At 42.8% G+C, this 22,971-nt stretch carries 22 protein-coding genes; 19 read left to right on the top strand and 3 right to left on the bottom strand.

The genetic code is table 11. The features are described 5' to 3' along the window. Positions 1-68: 68 nt before the first annotated feature. The 13 genes from JMY05_RS10310 (at position 69) to JMY05_RS10250 (ending at position 13,217) form a co-directional block, all read left to right on the top strand. Positions 69-959, top strand: a complete 891-nt coding sequence (locus JMY05_RS10310) for a metal ABC transporter solute-binding protein, Zn/Mn family (protein ID WP_227678162.1) — start codon at positions 69-71, stop codon at positions 957-959. 291 nt (positions 960-1,250) lie between these two features. Next, positions 1,251-1,649 carry an ATP synthase subunit I gene (locus JMY05_RS10305; protein WP_045445874.1) on the top strand — a complete coding sequence of 133 codons (399 nt, stop codon included), beginning with the start codon at positions 1,251-1,253 and terminating at the stop codon, positions 1,647-1,649. 684 nt (positions 1,650-2,333) lie between these two features. Next, positions 2,334-3,200, top strand: a complete 867-nt coding sequence (gene atpB / locus JMY05_RS10300; RefSeq protein WP_055125357.1) for a F0F1 ATP synthase subunit A — start codon at positions 2,334-2,336, stop codon at positions 3,198-3,200. 33 nt (positions 3,201-3,233) lie between these two features. Continuing rightward, positions 3,234-3,482 (top strand): F0F1 ATP synthase subunit C, encoded by a 249-nt coding sequence (gene atpE, locus JMY05_RS10295; RefSeq protein WP_010197960.1) that lies wholly within the window; start codon positions 3,234-3,236, stop codon positions 3,480-3,482. Positions 3,483-3,599: 117 nt separating this feature from the next. Beyond that, positions 3,600-4,070, top strand: coding sequence for a F0F1 ATP synthase subunit B (locus JMY05_RS10290; protein WP_045452424.1), 471 nt, complete (start codon positions 3,600-3,602; stop codon positions 4,068-4,070). Positions 4,071-4,083: 13 nt separating this feature from the next. Then, positions 4,084-4,707 (top strand): F0F1 ATP synthase subunit delta, encoded by a 624-nt coding sequence (locus tag JMY05_RS10285; RefSeq protein WP_045445877.1) that lies wholly within the window; start codon positions 4,084-4,086, stop codon positions 4,705-4,707. Between the two features lie 93 nt (positions 4,708-4,800). Further along, positions 4,801-6,345, top strand: a complete 1,545-nt coding sequence (gene atpA / locus JMY05_RS10280) for a F0F1 ATP synthase subunit alpha (protein WP_045445880.1) — start codon at positions 4,801-4,803, stop codon at positions 6,343-6,345. A gap of 226 nt (positions 6,346-6,571) precedes the next feature. Continuing rightward, positions 6,572-7,453: a F0F1 ATP synthase subunit gamma gene (atpG, locus tag JMY05_RS10275; protein WP_045445883.1), complete on the top strand. Its 882-nt coding sequence runs from the start codon at positions 6,572-6,574 to the stop codon at positions 7,451-7,453. A 50-nt stretch (positions 7,454-7,503) separates the two neighbouring features. Continuing rightward, positions 7,504-8,937, top strand: a complete 1,434-nt coding sequence (gene atpD, locus JMY05_RS10270) for a F0F1 ATP synthase subunit beta (RefSeq protein WP_045452427.1) — start codon at positions 7,504-7,506, stop codon at positions 8,935-8,937. A 104-nt stretch (positions 8,938-9,041) separates the two neighbouring features. After that, complete coding sequence (locus JMY05_RS10265; RefSeq protein ID WP_021812807.1) at positions 9,042-9,458, top strand: F0F1 ATP synthase subunit epsilon; 417 nt, start codon at positions 9,042-9,044, stop codon at positions 9,456-9,458. 657 nt (positions 9,459-10,115) lie between these two features. Next, positions 10,116-10,832 carry a response regulator gene (locus JMY05_RS10260; RefSeq protein ID WP_045445894.1) on the top strand — a complete coding sequence of 239 codons (717 nt, stop codon included), beginning with the start codon at positions 10,116-10,118 and terminating at the stop codon, positions 10,830-10,832. 314 nt (positions 10,833-11,146) lie between these two features. Next, positions 11,147-12,835: an ATP-binding protein gene (locus JMY05_RS10255; RefSeq protein ID WP_045445985.1), complete on the top strand. Its 1,689-nt coding sequence runs from the start codon at positions 11,147-11,149 to the stop codon at positions 12,833-12,835. A 202-nt stretch (positions 12,836-13,037) separates the two neighbouring features. Beyond that, on the top strand, positions 13,038-13,217 hold the full coding sequence (locus JMY05_RS10250; protein ID WP_045445897.1) for a hypothetical protein: 180 nt from the start codon (positions 13,038-13,040) through the stop codon (positions 13,215-13,217). Positions 13,218-13,293: 76 nt separating this feature from the next. Here the strand turns inward: JMY05_RS10250 and JMY05_RS10245 are convergent, their stop codons facing one another. Beyond that, the gene (locus JMY05_RS10245; RefSeq protein WP_201615014.1) at positions 13,294-14,772 is read right to left on the bottom strand and encodes an ATP-binding protein; all 1,479 of its coding nucleotides are present in this window, start codon (positions 14,770-14,772) and stop codon (positions 13,294-13,296) included. 494 nt (positions 14,773-15,266) lie between these two features. Between JMY05_RS10245 and rpsP the strand changes: the two genes are divergently transcribed. The 4 genes from rpsP (at position 15,267) to rplS (ending at position 17,688) form a co-directional block, all read left to right on the top strand. Then, a complete protein-coding gene (gene rpsP / locus JMY05_RS10240) occupies positions 15,267-15,536 on the top strand; it encodes a 30S ribosomal protein S16 (protein WP_045445900.1) in 270 nt (89 codons plus the stop codon). A 185-nt stretch (positions 15,537-15,721) separates the two neighbouring features. Then, positions 15,722-16,255 (top strand): ribosome maturation factor RimM, encoded by a 534-nt coding sequence (rimM, locus tag JMY05_RS10235; protein WP_045445903.1) that lies wholly within the window; start codon positions 15,722-15,724, stop codon positions 16,253-16,255. A gap of 87 nt (positions 16,256-16,342) precedes the next feature. Beyond that, positions 16,343-17,113 (top strand): tRNA (guanosine(37)-N1)-methyltransferase TrmD, encoded by a 771-nt coding sequence (gene trmD, locus JMY05_RS10230; RefSeq protein ID WP_201615012.1) that lies wholly within the window; start codon positions 16,343-16,345, stop codon positions 17,111-17,113. 182 nt (positions 17,114-17,295) lie between these two features. Beyond that, complete coding sequence (gene rplS / locus JMY05_RS10225) at positions 17,296-17,688, top strand: 50S ribosomal protein L19 (protein WP_045445905.1); 393 nt, start codon at positions 17,296-17,298, stop codon at positions 17,686-17,688. Between the two features lie 275 nt (positions 17,689-17,963). Here the strand turns inward: rplS and JMY05_RS10220 are convergent, their stop codons facing one another. Further along, positions 17,964-18,521 (bottom strand): DUF4442 domain-containing protein, encoded by a 558-nt coding sequence (locus JMY05_RS10220; RefSeq protein WP_201599636.1) that lies wholly within the window; start codon positions 18,519-18,521, stop codon positions 17,964-17,966. Between the two features lie 515 nt (positions 18,522-19,036). Here JMY05_RS10220 and JMY05_RS10215 point away from each other — a divergent pair. Continuing rightward, positions 19,037-20,563, top strand: a complete 1,527-nt coding sequence (locus JMY05_RS10215) for a DUF3360 family protein (protein WP_045445906.1) — start codon at positions 19,037-19,039, stop codon at positions 20,561-20,563. Positions 20,564-20,704: 141 nt separating this feature from the next. Beyond that, complete coding sequence (gene uvrC / locus JMY05_RS10210) at positions 20,705-22,549, top strand: excinuclease ABC subunit UvrC (RefSeq protein ID WP_201615010.1); 1,845 nt, start codon at positions 20,705-20,707, stop codon at positions 22,547-22,549. Positions 22,550-22,606: 57 nt separating this feature from the next. On the opposite strand, the gene JMY05_RS10205 is transcribed toward uvrC, so the two are convergent. Further along, a complete protein-coding gene (locus JMY05_RS10205; protein ID WP_045445908.1) occupies positions 22,607-22,960 on the bottom strand; it encodes an energy transducer TonB in 354 nt (117 codons plus the stop codon). Between the last annotated feature and the right edge of the window lie 11 nt (positions 22,961-22,971).

Genomic DNA, 22,971 nt, shown 5'->3' with positions numbered 1-22,971 from the left:
GATACAACACTGATAACGTCTAAATGTTTCCACTTATATTTTATCTTTCATACATTAAAGAATCTATTATGAACTCAGTTTTCAAATATTTTTTAAGCTCAACCATTATACTACAGCGATGGCTCATCACGGGCATAGTTGCATTAGGCGTCTTTACTGTGAGTGCACAAGCGGCAACAGTCAGCGTGAGTAATTATCCACTGTTTTTATTGAGTCAAGCAGTGACTGAAGGTTCACCGCCCGCCAAGCAGTTATTGCAAGCAGGGGAGGTAGGTCATCATGGCAGTATCAGCCCAGGTGATATTAAAGCCATTCAGGACAGTAAATTTGTCGTGTGGTTTGGTGAGCCACTAGAAAATAACTTGGCGGCAAGCCTTAATACCGCACCCAATGCGATTGCCTTATTTGAATTTGATGCCTTTAATCGTCATCCGCTACGTGACGTCAAAGGCAAGCCTATTACTGGCACGCTTGATCCACATATATGGTTAGATCCTGAAAATGCCAAAGCCATGACTCGTGCCCTTGCCGTGATTCATAGCCATGCTAATCCGCAATATAAAGCACTTTATCACGCCAATGCACAAAAATTTGCTCAGCGAATGGATAAGGGAGTGGCATCTTTCGTAAAACAAGCTAAAGGCAAGCAGCAAACCCAGCCTTATTGGGCCTATCATGATGCTTATCAATACATTGAATCCAGCACAAACCTAAAGCTTGTTGGCAGTTTAAGCACTGACCACCATCTAGCACCACGAGCAAGCCAAATACGCTGGCTAAATGAGAAGCGTCCAGCCAAGCAAATGTGTCTGGTTAGCCCAAGTCAACCAGCCAAAGGTCTACTCGCTAAGTTACAGCCTGTAAAAACCACTGTGCAACCTGAAGATATGAGCAATAGTAAAGACTTTGTGAGTGGTTGGCAGACGATGGCACAGCAAATCTATCAATGTATATCGTAGGATAACTGATTAACCATAGTGGCTTGCAACGCTTGAGCAGCCATTATGTAGTCATACTTTGGGTGTTATCCATTGGTCAGTAACTATGATGTCTATGAGTGATTCAGCTAGGTCACTGATAAAAGGTATATTTTTCTTGCTTAACGGTGGTATGCCCCTTATAATAAGTGGCGTTTTATTTTGGTTAAAAGGTAACACCTGTAGAGTGAGCCGTTCACGGATAAAAGTGTCGCGACGATGTTATATTGCCACCTTATCCCAATGCTGTAAGGCTATAGGATTGCATTACCGATGACCAAGCCTGCCAAACGCACACAAAAAGATAAAATTGGCATCTATATCAAACGCCAAGCGTGGATATTATTTATCCTTATTATTATTGCTTGGGCTTTAGATACCAGTTGGCTACATAGTGAGCTTACTGTTGCAAAAAGCGCCGCTATTGGTGCGCTACTCAGTTTTGCAACCCAAGCTGTATTTGCTTTTTTTATCTTTTGGTACACTGGATATCGCGCGCGCCAACATATTGTTAGCCAGCTATATCGAGGTCAAATGGCCAAATGGCTATTGACTGTGTTTGGTTTCGCACTAATTTTTATTACCGTACAACCCCTATCTGCGCTTGCGCTGTTTATCGGTTTTATGGTAATGCAAATTAGTCACAGTTGGATGTTGTGGCATATACGCTAGCATTAATAGACGATGACTATATCAATAGTTGAGTGCTTAATAGTGCTAGGCAAGTCACCCTGCCGTCCAGCTTCTCTATGACTGATTTCATAAGAAAGTCAAAACATACAAAACTGTCTAAAGACAGCGCCAATGATTATAAAGACTGTGATATGAGCGTTTAAATGAGTATAGCGTGTGATGATGGAGTCGATAGCCAATTATTAGCTATCAGTATTGCCTCTAATTAAATTCTTACAATTTAATTAATCACGCAAAGCTATGTTAGTAAACGTTAATAGTAGCTAACTTATTCATACAGTGCATAAAAAAGTCATAATTGACTTTACACGAATACAACGCTGCATTAATATAGGCAGCTAAATATTTTGCTTATGAACGCTGTATTAAGCGTCGATCGTGGAAACGCGGCAGTAAGTAAACACAGATATAATAATTTCGCGTACATATACAAGGGCTATTACTGAATCATCATAAGCCCTTTTTTGATAGCTAAAATTTATCTTAAGTTATCAAATTGCGCACTAGTAATAGAACTATGGGTTGGATGTTATTGATTACATGAGAGCTTTAGCATGGTTCATCGGCTTGCTAGCAGGTCAAATAGGATCGTTAAAACCTCATCAGATGACAACCATATTTTTGGTAGTTGATTAAATCGTTGATTAATAAGAAGCTGACATTATGGCAGGCGAGCAAACAACAACAGACTATATCTCTCACCACTTAACGAACTGGACGTACGGCTATCTGCCGGGCGAAGGCTGGAAAGTTGCCTATACTGCTGAAGAAGCTAGTGCAATGGGCTTTAAAGCCATCCACCTTGATTCTATGCTTTGGTCAATTGGTCTAGGCATTGTTTTCTGCGCCATCTTCTGGATGGTCGCTAGAAAAGTCACTTCAGGCGTGCCGGGTAAAACTCAGGCCGCGGTTGAGATGATCGTTGAGTTCGTTGATAACAACGTTCGTGATTCGTATAGTGGTACCTCAAAGCTGATTGCGCCTTTGGCGTTGACTATCTTTGTATGGATATTCTTAATGAACTTGATGGATTTACTACCCGTCGACTTTATTCCTATGATTGCTGGCCAAATCGGCGCAATGATGGGACATGATCCACATCATGTGTTCTTTAAGATCGTTCCAACGACGGATCCTAATATTACGCTTGGCATGTCTTTTTCTGTCTTTATACTGATTCTGTTCTATAGTATCAAAGAAAAAGGTTTGGGCGGCTTTGTTGGCGAGCTAACACTGCATCCGTTTAGTGCCAAAAACCCTATCGTACAAATTATTTTAATACCCATCAACTTTATCTTAGAGTTTGTTACTTTGATAGCAAAACCTATCTCTTTAGGTTTACGACTATTCGGTAACATGTATGCTGGTGAGTTGATTTTCATACTGATTGCTCTAATGCCGTTTTGGATTCAATGGGCGTTATCAGTACCGTGGGCTATTTTCCACATCTTAATTATTACACTTCAAGCGTTCGTATTTATGATGCTGACGATAGTTTATATGTCACTTGCATCATCAACTGAACATTAATTAGACATTCAATAGGTAAATGAGGATACATCCATGGATCCAGTATTAGGTGGTTACACAGTTATCGCAGTAGCACTACTTATCGGTTTAGGTGCACTAGGTACAGGTATTGGTTTTGCTATTCTAGGTGGTAAATTCCTAGAAGGCGTTGCGCGTCAGCCAGAACTTGGTTCACAGCTGCAAACTCGTATGTTCATCGTAGCAGGTCTTCTTGATGCTATTCCGATGATCGGTGTTGGTATTGCTATGCTATTGTTATTCGCTAACCCTCTAGCAGGTTAATCAGAAAGCTCAGTTGTAAATGTTTGGTAGTCAAAGTTTGTATCTTAACCATAGCCAAAGTTTGGCTATCAAATATGATCAATGAAACTGATTTTTCATTAACAAAGAGGTGATCACGTGAATATCAATTCTACCCTCATCGGTCAAGCCATTGCTTTTGCAATCTTTGTGATGTTCTGCATGAAATTCGTGTGGCCACCACTTATTGGTGCCATCAATGAGCGTCAGCGTAAAATTGCTGAAGGCCTGAATGCCGCAGAAAAAGCAAAAGCAGATCTGGCGACCGCTGAGCAAGACGTCCAGCAGGAGCTTGATCTTGCAAAGACCAAAGCTGCTGCTTTAATCGAGCAAGCGAACAAGAGTGCCAACCAGCTTGTCGAAGATGCAAAAATGCAGGCCCAAGTGGAAGGCGAGCGCATTCGTCAACAAGCGCAAGCGTCTATCGACCAAGAAATCAATCAAGCGCGTGAATCATTACGTGCCCAAGTTGCTGAACTGGCTGTACTTGGTGCAGAAAAGATTTTGCAAGACAAAGTCGATGTGCAAAAACATGCCAGTATGTTAGACCAACTGGCGGCAAAGCTGTAACTGTGAGGATATAATGGCTGACTTATCAACCTTAGCACGACCCTACGCTAAAGCCGCGTTTGACTATGCCAACGAAAACGGGGCCGTAAACGAGTGGGAAAATTTCTTGTTTGTCGCCAGTGCAATTGTCAATGACAAAGCGTTCCGTACATGGCTAGAAAATCCAGCCGTTACGGCTGAGCATAAGTCAGCTGCTTTGGTTGATCTTTATGACTCACAAGTGGCTGGTGATAGCGACTCTGCTTTTAAACAGCTACTAGGCGAGAGCAAAGGCTCTCGTTATGGTAATAGTATTAGCTATCCTAAAGTGTCACCAGCGCTCAATAATTTTATTAAGCAGTTGGCGCAGCAAGAGCGTCTGGCGCTGCTTCCTGAAGTTTATGAGCATTATCGCCGCCACAAGGCAATAAGCTTAAAGCAGCTTGATGCTTACGTGACCTCTGCCTATCCATTGACTGACGCTCAGCGTGAAATGCTACAAACGCGCCTTGCTGCATCGTTAAATGCTAGTGTGGTGATTCATGAGTCGGTCGATCCAAGTCTATTGGCAGGCGCTACCATCAAAGTCGGTGACAAAATCATTGATGATTCGATGCGCGGCAAGTTACAACAGTTAAAAACACAGCTAACGGCCTAATGCCATTTACCAGCGCAGTCATCTATGATTTGCGTGAAAGTAAGAGCATTTAAGTCAGTGGGCGGGTTATCATAAATTAAAGGAAACAAGGCAATGCAACAATTGAATCCAGCGGAAATCAGTAACCTGATTAAGCAGCGTATTCAAGACCTTGATGCGGGTGCAACTGCAAAGAATGAAGGCACGATTGTCAAAGTATCTGACGGTATCGTGCAGATTCATGGTCTTGAAGATGCCATGTACGGCGAAATGATTGAGTTTGAAGGCGAAATCTATGGAATGGCGCTTAACTTAGAGCGTGATTCTGTCGGCGCGGTAGTACTTGGTGATTACCTAAAGCTGCAAGAAGGTCAAAAAGCCTATTGTACTGGTCGTATTCTTGAAGTGCCAGTAGGTCCTGAGCTGCTAGGCCGTGTTGTTGACGCCTTGGGAAATCCTATTGATGGCAAAGGTCCTATCGACGCCAAAATGACTGACAAAGTCGAAAAAATCGCCCCAGGCGTTATTGATCGTCAGTCAGTAGATCAACCAGTAATGACGGGTTATAAAGCCGTTGATACTATGATTCCAATTGGTCGTGGTCAGCGTGAACTTATCATTGGTGACCGTCAGACGGGTAAAACCGCGATGGCTATCGATGCGATCATCGCGCAGAAATCATCTGGTATCAAGTGTGTATACGTAGCAATCGGTCAGAAACGTTCTACTATTGCAAACGTCGTACGCAAGCTTGAGCAAACTGGTGCCCTTGAATATACGACTGTCGTCGTCGCTTCAGCGTCAGAACCAGCAGCACTACAGTATATCGCACCGTATTCAGGTTGTACGATGGGCGAATACTTCCGTGACCGCGGTGAAGATGCACTGATTGTATTTGATGACTTATCAAAACAAGCCGTTGCTTATCGTCAAATTTCACTATTGCTACGTCGTCCGCCAGGTCGTGAAGCGTATCCTGGTGATGTATTCTATTTACATTCACGTTTACTTGAGCGTGCATCACGCGTAAACGCGGCGTACGTAGAAAAGTTCACTAATGGTGAAGTAGTTGGTAAAACCGGTTCTTTAACCGCACTGCCAATTATTGAAACCCAAGCTGGTGACGTATCTGCATTCGTACCGACTAACGTGATTTCAATCACCGATGGTCAGATTTTCTTAGAATCAAGCCTATTCAACTCAGGTATCCGTCCAGCAGTTAACGCTGGTATCTCGGTATCTCGTGTGGGCGGGGCAGCTCAGACTAAGATCATCAAGAAGCTATCTGGTGGTATCCGTACTGCACTAGCTCAGTATCGTGAATTGGCCGCCTTTGCTCAGTTTGCTTCAGATCTTGATGACGCGACTCGCGAACAGCTTGATCATGGTGAGCGTGTGACTGAATTGATGAAGCAGAAGCAGTATCAGCCAATGTCAATCTCTGAGCAAGCTGCAGTTATCTATGCATCGAATGAAGGCTTTTTAGCGGACGTTCCTGTTGAAAAAATCGGTTCTTTTGAAGAAGCTTACTTACGCTATATGCATGATGAGCAGAGTGAATTGATGCGTGAGATTGATGATACTGCGAATTATAATGATGATATCGCAGGTCGTTTGAAGTCATCTTTAGAGACCTTTAAACAAAATCACAGTTATTAATTTAACGGGTTAAGCCGAATTGGTTATGGCTGTCTTTGATGGCTAATAAAGTGGCGCATTGTCTTGTATTTTTTTATTAAGACAGTAGCGCCACTGTTCTAACCATTGACGGTATTAGATCGTGTCATGCACAAAATATATAACATTAATTTGTTAGATTGATGTTATATACTAAATAATTGTCGCATGCGCCAATGCTTTTTAACCCTCTTATATTGGAATCATTATGGCAAGCTTAAAAGAGATACGTGCCAAAGTCACCAGTATTAAAAGCACCCAAAAAATTACTCGTGCTATGCAAATGGTTGCGGCAAGTAAAATGCGCCGTGCCCAAGAGCGCATGGAAGTGGGTCGCCCGTATGCTGATAGTATGCGCCGGGTTATTTCACATTTGGTGCATGCCTCATCAGACTATAAACATCCGTATATGGTCTCGCGTCCAGTCAATAAGGTTGGCTATATTGTCATTACCTCTGATCGCGGTCTGGCGGGTGGTTTGAATATTAACTTATTCAAAGCTTTATCTAAGAGTATCCAGCAGTATCAAGATCAATCTGTACAAACTGAGTTTGCAGTCATTGGCGCTAAAGGTGTGAGTTTTTTCAAAAACTTTGGTGGTAAAGTGACCTCGGCAGTAACCGATTATGGTGATAAGCCAACGTTTGAGCAGATAAACGCACCGGTTCAAGCGATGCTTGACGATTATACTAACGGTAAAATAGACCGCATCTATGTGGTTTATAATAAGTTTGTTAATGCGATGACCCAAAAGCCGACTGTCAATCAGTTGGTACCTTTACCAGACAGTGCGTTTGGTGAAGAAGAGAGCGGCATTCAAACAGAACTGAGCTGGGATTATATCTACGAGCCTGATATCAAAACATTGATTGATGAGTTGCTTGGCCGCTATATTGAGTCGATTGTGTATCAAGCGGTAATGGAAAACATTGCCTCTGAGCAGTCCTCACGTATGGTTGCAATGAAAGCGGCGACAGATAATGCTGGTGACCTAATTAACGATTTACAGTTGGTTTATAACAAGCTGCGTCAAGCGGCGATTACCCGAGAAATCTCGGAAATCGTTGGCGGTGCTGCTGCTGTTTCATAATTGAAACCCCTTATGAAACCCACTATATACAGAAGTTCAAGGAGAACGCAATGAGTAGCGGTCGTATTGTACAGATTATTGGCGCGGTTCTTGACGTTGAGTTCAACCGTAGTGAAGTTCCTCAGATTTATGATGCTTTGCAAGTAGATGGTACCGAAACCACCCTAGAAGTACAGCAACAACTAGGTGATGGCATCGTCCGTACTATCGCAATGGGTTCAACTGAAGGCCTAAAGCGTAACTTAACAGTCACTAACACTGGTGCGCCTATTGCTGTGCCTGTTGGTATTGGTACGCTTGGCCGTATCATGGATGTTCTTGGTCGTCCTATCGATGAAGAAGGTCCTGTAGAAGCTGATGAAAAATGGTCTATCCACCGTGAAGCGCCAAGCTACGCGGATCAGTCAAACAGCACTGAGCTGTTAGAAACTGGTATTAAAGTTATCGATCTACTTTGCCCGTTTGCTAAAGGTGGTAAAGTTGGTCTGTTTGGTGGTGCTGGTGTTGGTAAAACCGTTAACATGATGGAGCTGATCAATAACATCGCTCTAAAACATGAAGGTTTGTCAGTATTTGCTGGTGTTGGTGAGCGTACTCGTGAAGGTAACGATTTCTATCACGAAATGCAAGAAGCTGGCGTTGTAAACACTGAAGACTTTAGCAAATCTAAAGTTGCGATGGTATACGGCCAGATGAATGAGCCACCGGGTAACCGCTTGCGTGTTGCGTTGTCTGGTTTGACCATGGCTGAATACTTCCGTGATACCAAAGATCCTGCCACTGGCAAAGGTCGTGACGTATTGCTGTTCGTTGATAACATCTACCGTTATACACTAGCCGGTACTGAAGTATCAGCACTACTTGGTCGTATGCCATCTGCGGTTGGTTATCAGCCAACACTTGCTGAAGAGATGGGTATGCTGCAAGAGCGTATCACCTCAACTCAGTCAGGTTCTATTACTTCTGTGCAAGCAGTATATGTTCCTGCGGATGATTTGACGGATCCATCACCAGCAACGACGTTTGCGCATTTGGATGCAACGGTTGTATTGAGTCGTGATATTGCTTCACAAGGTATCTATCCTGCGGTTGATCCGCTAGATTCAACCTCGCGTCAGCTAGATCCATTAGTCATTGGCGAAGAGCATTACAACGTTGCTCGTGGCGTGCAAGAGATTTTGCAGCGCTATCGTGAGCTAAAAGACATCATTGCTATCTTGGGTATGGATGAGTTGTCAGAAGAAGATAAACTAGTCGTTTATCGTTCGCGTAAGATTCAGCGCTTCTTGTCACAGCCATTCCACGTTGCTGAAGTCTTTACTGGCGCACCTGGTAAATATGTACCACTACGCGATACCATTGCTAGCTTTAAAGCAATCATTGCTGGTGAATACGATGACCTACCAGAGCAAGCGTTCTATATGGCTGGTGGCATCGACGAAGTTGTTGCTAAAGCAGAAAAAATGAAATCTACTGCAGCGTAAGTTGTGTTAGCATTTGCTAAAGGGCAGATAGACCATAAGAAGTCTATTTGCCAGTTAGTAACGCCTCGCAGTTTTGATTGTGTTTTGATCGTAAGGAGTTAAGTATGGCAACGTTACAATGTCGCGTCGTAAGTGCTCGTGAAGAGTTGTATTCAGGCGAAATTAGCATGTTAATAGCTACTGGTACCGAAGGCGAGATTGGTGTATTGCCAGGTCACACACCGCTTATTACTTTGTTAAAACCGGGTGCGATGCGAGTGCAAACACCAAACGGTGAAGAAGAAGTGATTTATGTATCAGGCGGTGTTTTAGAAGTACAGCCGAAGATGGTTACCGTATTGGCTGATACAGCGATGCGTGCACATAACCTTGATGAAAGCAAAATTGTCGAAGCACGTAAAAAGGCTGAGCAGATGCTGGTTAATCAATCGGATACTGTACAAACTAATGCAGCTTTAGCATCATTAGCAGAGTCTGTCGCACAGCTACAGACTATCCGTAAGTACAAAAACCGCGCTTAATTTTTTGTGGAAAATTTTAGAGTTTCTTTTTGACTCTTACCATAGACACAAAAAAACAGTCCATTATGGGCTGTTTTTTTATGTCTATTATTTAATATTCTATGCTTGTTGATCGAGGCTAAATACACGATTTATGATGCAATTTTGATTTCAACAGCCAGTTTTGTTAAATATGAGTGTTAACTAACTATGCATACATGAACTATGCATTTATTAATTATGTATCGAATGATAGTAAGCAGTACGGGAATAGTAGATGAAAAAGTCACTGGCAGCAATGGTGATATGTCGCTATATTAGACGTAACAGGAATACAAGTATCGGTATCAATAAAGTATCCTATCACTGTGCGCTGCATTAAGATTGGCTACTTATAGAAATTCAAGTGAGGAAAGGGTCGTAAAAAAACATTTCACTTGCTATTATTTGTATAAAGCTCATAATTTTTGGACGTAAACTAAAGTTTTAATGGGTGTAGTTTATAGGTTTTGTTAACGACTATAAGCTATAGTATAGGAAGCTGTATGTTTAATAGTATACTGTGCTACCAAGTTTGTAACAGCTATACCAACATCAATTGTGCCACTTAATGGTGCTATTAATTTTACCGCTCTTACTTTTACTGCTTTTAAATGAGATGTATTAGAGGATATAACAATGACAACGAATGAAGAAGACAACACCCCCCGAATTTTGATTGTTGAGGATGATGAGCGTCTGGCCATGTTGACTCAAGATTACTTGGTCAAAAATGGTTTAGAAGTCGCTATCGAAACCGATGGTAATCGTGCTATTCGTCGCATCGTCAGTGAACAACCAGATTTGGTCGTACTTGATGTCATGCTTCCTGGTAGCGATGGACTGACGGTATGTCGTGAAGTACGCCCGCATTATCAGAATCCTATTTTGATGCTGACTGCGCGTACTGAAGATATGGATCAGGTACTGGGTCTTGAGATGGGTGCTGATGATTATGTCGCTAAACCTGCTCAGCCACGTGTCTTGCTAGCACGTATTCGTGCGTTATTACGTCGCTCAGAAAATGCCCCATCAGAAGATGTACCACAGCGCCTAGAATTTGGTGAACTGGTCATCGACAATGGCGGTCGTTCAGTGAATTTAGGTGATGAGTTGGTTGATTTCACCAGCGCTGAATATGACTTATTATGGTTGCTTGCTTCTAATGCGGGTCGAATTCTTTCGCGTGAAGATATCTTTGAGCGTCTACGTGGTATTGAATATGACGGTCAAGATCGTTCAATTGACGTTCGTATCTCACGCATTCGTCCAAAAATCGGTGATGATCCAGAAAATCCAAAACGTATCAAAACTGTTCGTAGTAAAGGGTATTTGTTCGTTAAAGAAGGCAACTAAGTCAATTTTGCTCCGGCAACGGCTCATTGCTCATTAGTGTGACCAAAGAAACCAGCAACTAGGCTGGTTTTTTTGTGGCTAAATTTTAATTTTTGAACTTAAATACAGCGTTATGTGGTTTAATTAAGCAATTATTGTGGGTGCTGCCTAAATGTACATGAGGTAAATGGATTCTAGGTGATGCTCAGTTATAAATTAAAATACAGCAGCCAGAATGGTTTTTTATTCAACAGTGTTTGATATCATTTATCACGCAGCGCTTGTTTGCTGAATGATGTCGGCAGTTTTTATTCATTAAGTTGGTTACGGCACGTATGTCATTAGTCTCTTCTTTAAAACACAGTATCTTTGTTCGTATTTATGCTGGGCTACTCATAGTCTGTTTGTGTGTGGCATTGTTTGCTCAACTGTTGATGGATACCATCAACAAAGAGCGCGTCCAATCCTACCGTGAAAACATGGCAACAGGGGCTTTTCATCTGGTGAGTGAAGGTATTGCTCATCAGGAAAGTGAAGAGCAGCGTGAATATTGGTTGTCTGATGCCAGTAGTTTATTTGGCTCAGAATTCAAAGTCTTGCCTATTGATGAAGTAGACTTTAATGCCAGTGAACTGCGGCGTTTTGAAAATGGCAATACGGTCGTTCGTTATACCGAGCAACCTGTCTATGCCGATGTTTATTATCGTCTACCGGACAATCAAAGCGTTTTGACCGCCAGAATATCGCAAGTGACTGAGCAGCAAGTACGGGCAATCGCTGTGTTTTTATTGGATGATTTGTCTTACTATGTGACGTTATCTGACAAGCGTGCCCGTTTGGCTGAACTGGAAAAAAAGTTTTCCTTTCCTTTAGAGTTTAAAGCCGTCAATACACTGGATTTGGATACCGATCAGCTTGCACGATTACGCCGAGATGAAGTGGTTATTTCCTTACAAGATACCAATAGCAGCAAAAGTAATTCGGCTATTAGAGTAGTGGTGCCTTCTGAAATCAATGATATGGCGATATTGATTGGTCCGGTGCCATTATTCAATTGGTTCCCACTTAATCTGATTATTAGTATGATTCTTATCAGCATGTTTTTAATTAGCTTAGGCGTGTATGCGTTGATTTTTCCACTTGAGCGTAAATTGCAGTTGATTCAGGTTGGCGTCAATGAGGTGAGTAAAGGTAATCTTGAAAGTCAAGTTCAAGTCATTGGGCAGGATGAAATTGCCCGTTTAGCCGCGACTTTTAATGCCATGACCTCGCATATCAAGCGCCTTATTGAGTCGCAGCGAGAATTAACGCGAGCGGTATCACATGAGCTTCGTACACCGGTGGCTCGTATCCGTTTTGCCGTTGATATGCTGGCTGATACGGATGACGAAGACTCGCGTTTTATGCAGCGTGATTTTATTGATGAAGATATCGAAGCGCTTAATGGCTTGATTGATGAGATTTTGACTTACGCCAAGTTAGAGGAAGGCTCGCCAAAGCTGGATTTAGAACCAGTTAATCTTAGAGAGTTATTGGAGCAGATTGAGCGTGAAACCAATGCCTTGGGTAAGCCTATCAAAATAGTAACCAAGCTGCCGAATGCTAAAGTAACCGCTGTCGCAGATAGGCGTTATTTACACCGTGTGATTCAGAATTTGGCGGGCAATGCCTTACGTTATGCAGAGACCACGATTATCATTAGTGCTGGCGTCAGAAAGGGTAATGCTTTTGTTAGTGTTGAGGATGATGGTCATGGTATTCCAGAAGCAGATCGCGAAAAGGTTTTTATTCCATTTTCACGCTTAGATGACAGTCGCACACGCGCTTCAGGCGGCTATGGTTTAGGCTTGTCTATTGTATCGCGCATTGCCTTTTGGTTTAATGGTAGTATGAAAGTAGATGAGAGCCGAGAGCTTGGCGGTGCACGATTTGTCATGACATGGCCTATCAAGCCACTGACACAAATTTTGGCTGCTGATGAACTGACGCAAGAAAAAAGCGAGCGTGGTTTTGAAGATAAATAATGCCATTGCACCAGATTGTCATTATTTTTTAGTATAAAAATAGCGGCATCAATTAAGCAGTGTGTGACAAATAAACTTGCTCAATTTCTAAGGAGTGTTCTCAATTTCATGTTTAGAATGAATACACACCTTAGATAGAATTGTCGGTTAATCTTTATTATTAACGGTTTAAAGATAGCTTTAAATCAGAGGAGGGCAAAGGATGCCATATTTATTTGGTGGTTTGGTAGTACTAAATGCAATAACGTTGGGCTACTATTTATTCTTGCAGCAGCCATCGACGACGCAAACGTTAACAGCAGCGCAAGAAAATATTACTCAGCCATTAGCGTTTACCAATAGCGCCAAATATATTCCACCTATCATTGGAAACAAAGACTAGGTGTTATACAACTAAATAGTCGCAGCGAATTGTTTTGAGCATTTATTAGCTTTAGTGATGAACAGTTCAGCAGCTATCAGTCTTCTTTGTTCCATGTCTTGTCATTAGAGACAGGCGTTTTTTCTGTATCGGCTGCCATGGTTGTATCTCCAGCAACCTTGGAAAGTAGGGGAATACGCACACACACTTGTAAACCTCCGTCGGGATGGTTAATGGCTTCTACCGTCCCATGATGCAATCTGGCAATACGATCGACAATCGCTAGACCTAAACCACTGCCTTGTGTGGTACGTGCTGTCTCTCCGCGTTCAAAAGGCTGCATAATACGTTCTAACTGATCTTCCGCAACGCCATCACCACAGTCACGCACACATATCAGCAATTGTTCTTGCGCCTCTCTATTGACGACATTTTCACTGACGACATCGCTATCTTCCTCTTCAATGGTTTCAATAAAAGTTGGCACAACAGTCGCTGACAGGTAAATGGGCGGTTTGCCATAGCGCTTGGCATTATTGACCAGATTGATCACGAGGCGTTTGATAGACATGGGGCGCACAGGAACCACTTTGTGACACTCTGATTGATAGATGAAATCCATTGGTGCAAATTGCACCATGATCTCATTAAAGATGGTATCCAAATTGGTCAGGCTGACTGGCTCATCGGAGCCATCTTTCATAAACGAGATAAACTGCTCTAAAATGGCATCCATGTCTTCAATATCATAAATCAATCCCTCTCGGAAAAAGTCATCAGGTAGCATCTCAGCAGTCAAACGCATACGAGTTAAAGGCGTTCGCAGATCATGCGAGATACCAGCGAGCATGATCGTACGCTCTTTTTGTGCTTGATTTAACGTCGTGAATAGACGATTGAACGCCATGTTGACCTGACGTATCTCCGTAGGTCCTTTTTGTGTTGGCAACGTAGTGGCATGACCGAGGCGAATATAGTTGGTCGCAGCACGCTGTAAATATCGTAGCGGACGATTTAATTGCCGCGCCAGTAGAATAATGGTCAGCAGCGATAAAATAGGCAATCCAATAAGAAATAGCACCAACAGTGCTGGACTATATTGCGAATAATAAACCACGGGTTCACGAATCCAAAAGCTGTCATCACGGCTGTCTTGCACCCAAAGCTGCGGTGTCGGTTTGAATTTAAAATAAACCTCGACAGGTCGACCCAATTGCGCACCGATTTCGCGTTGTAATACATCAGTGAAGACGCCGACAAATGCCTTATCAGACACTGCTGGAAAATCATTAGGGTTATTCACTACCACGACATGCGAGTGTTGATAAATCCATTGGCGTACTTCAGGACGATTTTTCCAGTCTTTGTTGACACTATTCATCAACTGCAGCTCGCTCGTCAAGTAACGCGCATGGTTTTTAAGCTCGGGTAAATATAGACTGCGCCAAAAAAACAGAATCGACAAGCTGACACTGATAAGAACAATGAAAGAGACCATCAAGGTTGTCAGCCAAGTGTTGGAGTAAGAGCGTGTGAACCGCCCTTTGCGACGTGGTTGCGATTTTGGTGTGGTCATATGGATCCAACATATTAAAAGATGCTTTATTGAGTTTAGTGTAAAAATGGTGCTTTTTTATGTCGTTCAAGAATAACGTGCGATACTTATGAATAGCATAATGGTTGCGATTCTTGAGAAATTGAGCAATTCGTTAGGCGATAGCATCATTCACTCGCTGACTATGTCATAGAGTAGCATAATCAATGAATGACACGGATGGCTTTAAAACAGTAGGCAACAATTGAATACTGAAATTTGCACTAATATAGTACGGAGTAATATAGCACCGAATAACACGGCGCTGAATAATACAGCAACGAGCCACTTGGACATGATGTAGAGGCAGTATCTTCAGTTAAAAATCAGTGGTTATGATCAATTGTATTTTACATCGATGGGCATTTAAGCTATTGTTAATAAATAATTAAATAAGCGCAGTTTATGTTTTCAATAAATCAAGACTGTGATATAATTATGCCCTTTTTGGTATACCTGCGAAAGAGAGAATTCACATGGTTGTTATTCGTTTAGCACGGGGCGGTGCCAAGAAACGCCCATTTTATCAAGTAGTTGTTGCTGATCAACGCCGCGCGCGTGACGGTCGCTATATTGAAAACATCGGCTTTTTTAACCCACTCGCTAAAGAGTCTGAAGAAGCAGTACGCCTAAATATGGAAGCGTACAATGCGTGGATCGCAAAAGGTGCACAACCTTCAGATCGCGTTGCTTCATTGGCAAAAGCTTTCAACAAGTCTGTCGCGCAAACTGAAGCAACAGCTTAAGTTTTGTGGTCACTGAGACGCTGATAGCTCGTCTATAAGCAGTCTCGATAGACTTTAGTAAAAAACATAGCGTAACTGGTCTAACTAGGTACGCCATTAACTGTTTATCGCTTTTAACTGCGTTTATCGTTTTTAATTGCTTTTTATTTATCTTCGCTGTGTTCATCATTGTTAGGTTAGCCGTTATGTCCTCTGCTCCAAACGCTAGTGCCCTTATGAAAATTGGTCAGCTCAAAAAGCCTTATGGCATCAAAGGTTGGCTTTGGGTATTTAGTGAGACAGATGATCGTACGGCGATATTTGACATTAAACCTTGGTGGATGAAAACCGCTACCGGCATGAAACCTTTAACCGTTAAGGCTTGGCGTGAGCAAGGCACAGGAATTGTGGCTCAGTTTGAGCAGATTCCTGATCGCAATGTTGCTGAGACTATGAACGGGGTAACTCTTTGGGTCGAGCAAGACATTTTGCCAGAACCCGCTGAAGATGAATATTACTGGTCGGATTTGGTCAGCCTGCGCGTTGTAAATGAGCAGGATGAGTATCTAGGCGACATTACTGAGATGTTTGAGACTGGCGCTCACGCTATTATGCGGGTTGCGGCAAACTCAGACAGCTTAGATGCCGATGAGCGCCTGATTCCATGGCACAAGCAAACTGTAGTACAGGTCAGTTTGACTGAAAAAACAGTGCTGGTGGCATGGCCGAGTGATTATTGATAATAATTTTAACTTTGCGGTTAAGCTTTATCAGTAATAACACCGATTTATTTAGCCAATATTAGCCACTGCGCAAGTAGATACCTAATGTATTTTGCCGTTATTAGTATTTTCCCTGAGATGTTTGCCACGATTCGTGAGTTTGGAATCACGGGGCGAGCAGTCACTCAGAAACAAGTGACGATTGAATGCATTAATCCGCGGGATTCTACCAGTGATAATTATCGCCGTATTGATGAACGTCCGTATGGTGGCGGTCCTGGCATGGTGATGATGGCTGAGCCATTATCCCAAGCGATTGAGGATGCGCGCCTACGAGCGATTCAACACGGCTGCCGTGTCGACAAAGCACACTGTCCGGTGATTTATATGTCGCCACAAGGACAGACGCTGAGTGAGAGTAGTGTGGTCGATATGACTGAGTATGACGGCATGATTATATTATGTGGTCGTTACGAAGGTATTGATGAGCGCCTACTTTTGCAATATGTCGACATGGAAATATCGCTTGGTGATTACGTACTTACCGGTGGTGAGCTACCAGCAATGGTGTTAATGGATAGTGTGATACGTCGTCTGCCTGATATTATGGGTGATGATAAGTCAGCTGAGCAAGACTCGTTCGTCGATGGCTTGCTTGATTGTCCACATTATACTAAGCCGCATGAGTTTGCGGGTATGGCAGTGCCTGAAGTGTTACTTTCAGGTCACCATGCCAATATCGCGAAGTGGCGCTTTAGTCAGCAAGTCGAACGTACGCAAGCGCGTCGTCCAGACTTATGGCAAGCGTTTACGCCAACGGTAGAGCAAGCAAAGTGGCTAAAAGCATTGGCGAAAGCAGATAAAAAACAGCGTTGATAACGGCTAAAAAGATAAACAGTTAAGCAACAGAATTTTGAGCAACAACAAAACGAGTCATAGCATAATGGCCGTTTGTCATAACCCACTTACGTTGTGTCTCATTAAAAAGATACGATCCATTATTACAAACAGGTGATATGCGTCAAGCCTCTATTATCTAATGTGAGGAGATAACTCTCATGAGCAACAAGCATCCATTGGTTCAGGTCATCGAAAATGCTCAATTGATTGAGCGCCCAAGCTTTGCACCCGGCGATACCGTTGTGGTTCAAGTAAAAGTACGTGAAGGTGAGCGTGAGCGTTTACAGGCTTTTGAAGGCGTTGTAATTGCTAAACGTAACCGCGGTTTAAACTCAGCGTTTACCGTACGTAAAATCTCAAGCGGTGTTGGCGTTGAGCGTGCATTCCAATTGCATTCACCAATCATCGATAGCATCGAAGTGAAACGCCGTGGCGCTGTTCGCCGTGCGAAACTATACTACTTACGTGAGCGCTCTGGTAAATCAGCACGTATCCGCGAGAAGCTTGCTCCGCGTGCACCTAAAGCTGTTAAGCCAAAAGCTAACGCTTAGATTATATCCAGTATCTGCTTTTAAGCATTGTGCTTAATATCGCTTTATTGCTGAACCGTCTATTATGCGATTCGGCAATAGCGAAAAGCCAGATACAAGCCCTTATTCATAGGTTTATCATATAAATAAGCGGGTAGTACCAAAAAAGACAAAACCCCAATCTGTGCGTATGCCAGATTGGGGTTTTTGTTTCTGTTGTTTTAATTAGGGCGCTTTAATTAATATGCTTTAAATCACAAATCTAGAGAAACGTTTTAAAAATTGCCTTTAAGCCTCTAACCATCGAGATTTTCGATACGGCTATTTTGGTCTTTAGATTTGCTGTACTTACGCAAGCGTATATAGAGCATTTTAGTGACGGTAGCGATAACTTTTTGTTGATCATCGACGATATCTGCTTGGTATTCTCGAAATACCGGCTCGCCTTCTTTTGCTAATTCCTGAATCGTGGTGATTTCATTGCTAGGAATTTTTAGGCGTGCAGTGACTTTGCTATTACCAGGGGCAATAAACTCAATATGTGAGCTTTTGTCCCAGACCACGTAACTGCTACCCAGTTGGTGCATCAGCATTATCATATAGAATGGGTCCACCATCGAATACAAGCTGCCGCCAAACTGAGTGCCCACGATGTTTTTGTTCAGCGTATTTAGCCCCATACTTACCACACACAAACCTTGATCGAGATTGAGGTGATCGATTCTGATACCAGCGCCTACGTACGGTGCATAAGTGTTGATACGCAGCTTCAGTAGGTGGGGTGTCAATAACGGCATGATACTTTGTTTGGCTCTGCGTTTTAGCGTCTCAAAATTGGTAGGTAGCAAACTCATAAATTCGTCCTATTGCTTCTTTTATATTTTTTAGTGATACCGTTTGAGTCAAATTTTTTAGTGTACTTCTATCAAAGAGCAGTCACGAAAGGGCATTTATCATAAGTAAAAAATATCAAAACCGCTAGGCTTAAAGCGTAACTGACATGGATTTTCTATAGTTACTTAAAAGTTATAATAAACTATTTATTATAGCTATCTTTAATATTTAGTTATGTGATAACGAATATCTAGATACAGATAATTATTAAGAAAAAGGTCGTTTATTCTAATTTAAAGCCTATATTAAGTGTGTTTTTTCCTCATGGTTTTCTATTAAGTTCAATTTTGTATTAAGTGGAAACTTTAATTTATATATTATAATAGTGTATGGACTTTTTGAGTGGTTCTAAGTTCGCATTTCGAGTTCTTATGTCATACAATGGCTTGCAATTTTTAATGGACGCTTTAGTCACATTAAATTTCACTATCAAATTATTAGTTAAATAAAGCCTCAGTCGACATAAGGAAATGTGATGAGTAACACTCAGATCCCTTCTTCAGGGTCTAATCAGCAGTCATCAAATCCATCTAATTACGACAGCGAGCCATCAGGTAGCTACCTTGATTTACACAAACCAAGCGCAAGCTTTGACAGTCGTGACGCTTATCTAAATCATGAATTACAAATCATGCAGCCAAAACGCTGGCGTCCCAATTTGCCGTTTCGTGATTATCGCTTTGAGTATGAAGATACTATTCCTGCAATGGCGGCAACGATTGGTAAAGTGGTTATGGTGGGTGCTATTGCGGCAACATTTGCAGGTCCACTTGGTTTGGGCGATGCGTTTGTTTTAGAAAACGTTCGTTATGAGCTATTAATCGTTTCATTTTTTATCATCTTATTTTCAGGATTTCTACTCCCGACAGCCAACCTTGCAGGTACTCACGGCCCCCTTATTCCGCTTATTCCTATTGTCGTGGCCGCTGGCGGCCATCCCATGGCCTTTGGTCTGCTCATCGGTGCCTTCGGCTTGCTATTGGCAATCAGTAAAGGGGGCAGTCTGCTTGCTAATTTGACCAGTAAAGGCGTGTGCGGTGGTCTCTTGATTTACCTAGGGTTTATCGGTACGACCTCACAGGTCAAAAACCTTTTTGCTTGGGCAGAAGGGATTGGCATGTCGCACATCGCCTTTTTCATTATTTTGGCAACGATTTTGTTGTATGCATTACTTGAGCATTGGCAAAAACGCTGGCTTGCAGTTCCGCTAAGCTGTGTCTTAGGTGGTGGTCTCGCATTTGCATTAGGCGCACCTTTTGAGTTCAAGACAGCACCGGGTCTTCCGCATATAAACCCAATGTATTGGTGGGGCGAGAGTACCGGCTGGATGTTAGGATTACCGACGGTTGAAAGCTTCATTGTCGTACTGCCGTTTGCTATTTTGGCGGTTGCTATGTGGTCACCAGATTTTTTAGGCCATCAGGTCTTTCAAAAAATCAGCTATCCTAAACGTACTGAAAAAGTGCTCATGGATATCGATGATACAATGACCAGCGCATCGTTTCGCCAGGTAGTCGGCTCTGTATTGGGCGGTGCTAACTTTGCGTCATCGTGGGGCACCTATATTGTCCCAGCAGCGATTGCCAAACGTCCGATTCCTGCTGGTGCCTTATTGACGGCATTGTTTTGTATTATCGCAGGGGTTTGGGGTTATCCAATGGATTTGGCTATCTGGCAGCCAGTGATGTGTGTGGCATTGATTGTGGGTGTGTTTATTCCACTGCTCGAAGCTGGTATGGAAATGACTCGTGAAGGTAAAACCACGCAGTCTGCTGCGATTGTGGTGTTTGCTTCTGCACTGGTAAATCCTGCCTTTGGTTGGTCACTCACGTTGTTGCTCGATAACTTGGGCTTGATTGGCTCGAAAGAACGCAGCGCCAATTTGACTAAAATGAGCCGCTGGATCATACCGGGTATTATGTTTGTGGTATTGACAGGTGTGATGGCTATTGTCGGTATGCTACCGGGTATTCCGGCATTGATGGCAAACTTCCGTCATTAATAACATCTTGCTTACCTATAAAAAGTCAGCCTCGGTGCTGGCTTTTTTATGGGTGATGCTATGATAATAATTGGCTTGTAAAACAATGACTCCCGCCCCATAACTAGCAGTATTATAAGACTTTTAAGAGCAATAAATTCTATGGTCAATGTCTCAGAATCGAGTCCCATCGATGACAAGAAAGCCCGTCTTAAGCATTTAATTCAGCGCCTGCCAAATTTGCCAGGGGTCTATAAAATGCTGGGTAAAAATGGTGATATCTTATATGTCGGTAAAGCCAAGTCACTCAAGAGCCGTGTGAACAGCTACTTTGCTAAAACCATTGACCATCCAAAAACACGGGCGCTGGTGGCACGGATACATAATATTGAAACCATTATTACCCGTAGTGAGACCGAAGCGTTATTGCTCGAGCAAAACTTGATTAAAGAATATCGTCCGCCTTATAACGTGCTATTGCGTGATGACAAATCTTACCTTTATGTGTTTATTTCAGCGGATAAACCTTACCCGCGATTGGCTTATGGTCGCGGTAAAGGCAATCACCAAAAAGGTCGCTTTTTCGGTCCGTTTCCCTCTGCTCATGCCGCCAAAGAGACACTGGTGCTGATGCAGAAAATGTTTCAAATGCGCCAATGTACCAATACTTTTTTTAAGCAACGTAAGCGTCCTTGTCTTGAGTATCAGATTAAGCGCTGCCGTGCGCCCTGCGTGGGCTTGGTATCGCCTGAAGAATATGCAGAAGACGTCAATAATACTATTCGTTTCCTAAAAGGCGACTCTAGCGATATTCATAGCGCTTTGATTGAAAAAATGGAAGCTTCTGCTGAAGAATTAGATTTTGAAAAGGCAGTGTTTTATCGCGATCAGCTGTCTATGCTGCGTGAAGTACAAGCCAAGCAAGCTGTTTATACTGTGCAAGGCGAGGCGGATGTGATTGCTATTGCCAGCCAAGCAGGGATGACCTGTGTGAACGTGCTGACGGTACGTGGCGGTCGTGTACTGGGTGGTAAAAATTACTTCCCTGATGTTGATAGCAGTGAGCCACTTGCTGATAATTTATCGGCGTTCATTACCTCTTTTTATTTTCAGGTAACGGATGATTTGCCTGCAGAAATTATGTTGAGTCATGAATTACCGGATCAGGTGGCGGTCAGTGAAGCGCTAGCGAGCCATTTTGGCAGTAAAGTCGTGATCAAAACCAGTGTCCGTGAGCACCGTGCCGAATGGTTAGATTTAGCCAAACTCAATACCAATAATGCGCTAAAAACCAAGCTGGGTGATTATTTAGAGTTGCATGCGCGCTTTGGTGCGTTAAAAGATGTCTTAGCGGACGTCACTGATAGAACCATTGATCGCATAGAGTGTTTTGATATCTCCCATACGATGGGCGAGGCGACCATTGGTAGCTGCGTAGTCTTTGACCAAGGTGGCTCGCGTCGCCGTGATTATCGCCAATATGCGATTCATGACATTGTCGGTGGTGATGATTATGCCGCAATGAAACAAGTGCTGACACGGCGCTATAAAAAGCAGCCATTGCCTGATTTGTTGCTGATTGATGGTGGTAAAGGGCAGCTTGGCATCGCTAAAGAAGTGCTGACCGAGTTAGGTATTCTTGGTGATACTTTGCTGATTAGCGTGGCAAAAGGCGAAGGACGTAAGGCTGGGCTTGAGGTGCTGCATTTTATCGATCATGAGCCGCTTGATTTGCCCATGGATAGCAAGGCGCTGCATTTACTGATGCATATTCGCGATGAGGCACATCGTTTTGCGATTACTGCGCACCGTAAGAAGCGCGATAAGCGCCGTTCATCGTCAGTGTTAGAAGTCATACCGGGGCTCGGTGAAAAGCGCCGCCGTGATTTACTCAATCATTTTGGCGGATTGCAACAATTGCTCGGTGCATCGCAGCAGGAATTGGCAGGCGTGCAAGGGATTGGGCCAGTACTTGCAAAAACGGTTTATAAAGTATTGCACGAGTAGGCATTTACATTCTACCTACCTATCTGTCTAAATTTTTAGTAGTAGGGTAAACATTTTCTAATGTATTACATAGGTAATGGGTACAGTAACTTTTGTTGTAATAAACTCATTATCCTTAGTACCGGCTTTGAATATCATTTTTCTAGCATCACGTAGAGCTCTTAGGTCTAATGACACGACGCCTGATGACTCAGTAACAGAAATGGAACTAACTTGACCAGATTTATCAATCAATATGCTCAGGACAACTTCATATTCCTCACCAGCTTTCAAACGTCTAGCTGCTCTGTGTGGAACTGTGAACTGAGGTTGACGCAATATTTCAGCAGGCTTAATAACAGGCTCTCTTGTCGCTAGACTCTGACAGCCCGATAGTAATATGCCAGTAAAGATAAAGGGTAGTAGTTTCATAACCAGCTGAC

The organism is Psychrobacter sp. JCM 18902 (assembly GCF_904846615.1).
GTDB lineage: Bacteria > Pseudomonadota > Gammaproteobacteria > Pseudomonadales > Moraxellaceae > Psychrobacter.
This window is presented reverse-complemented; position numbering and strand designations above follow the sequence as displayed.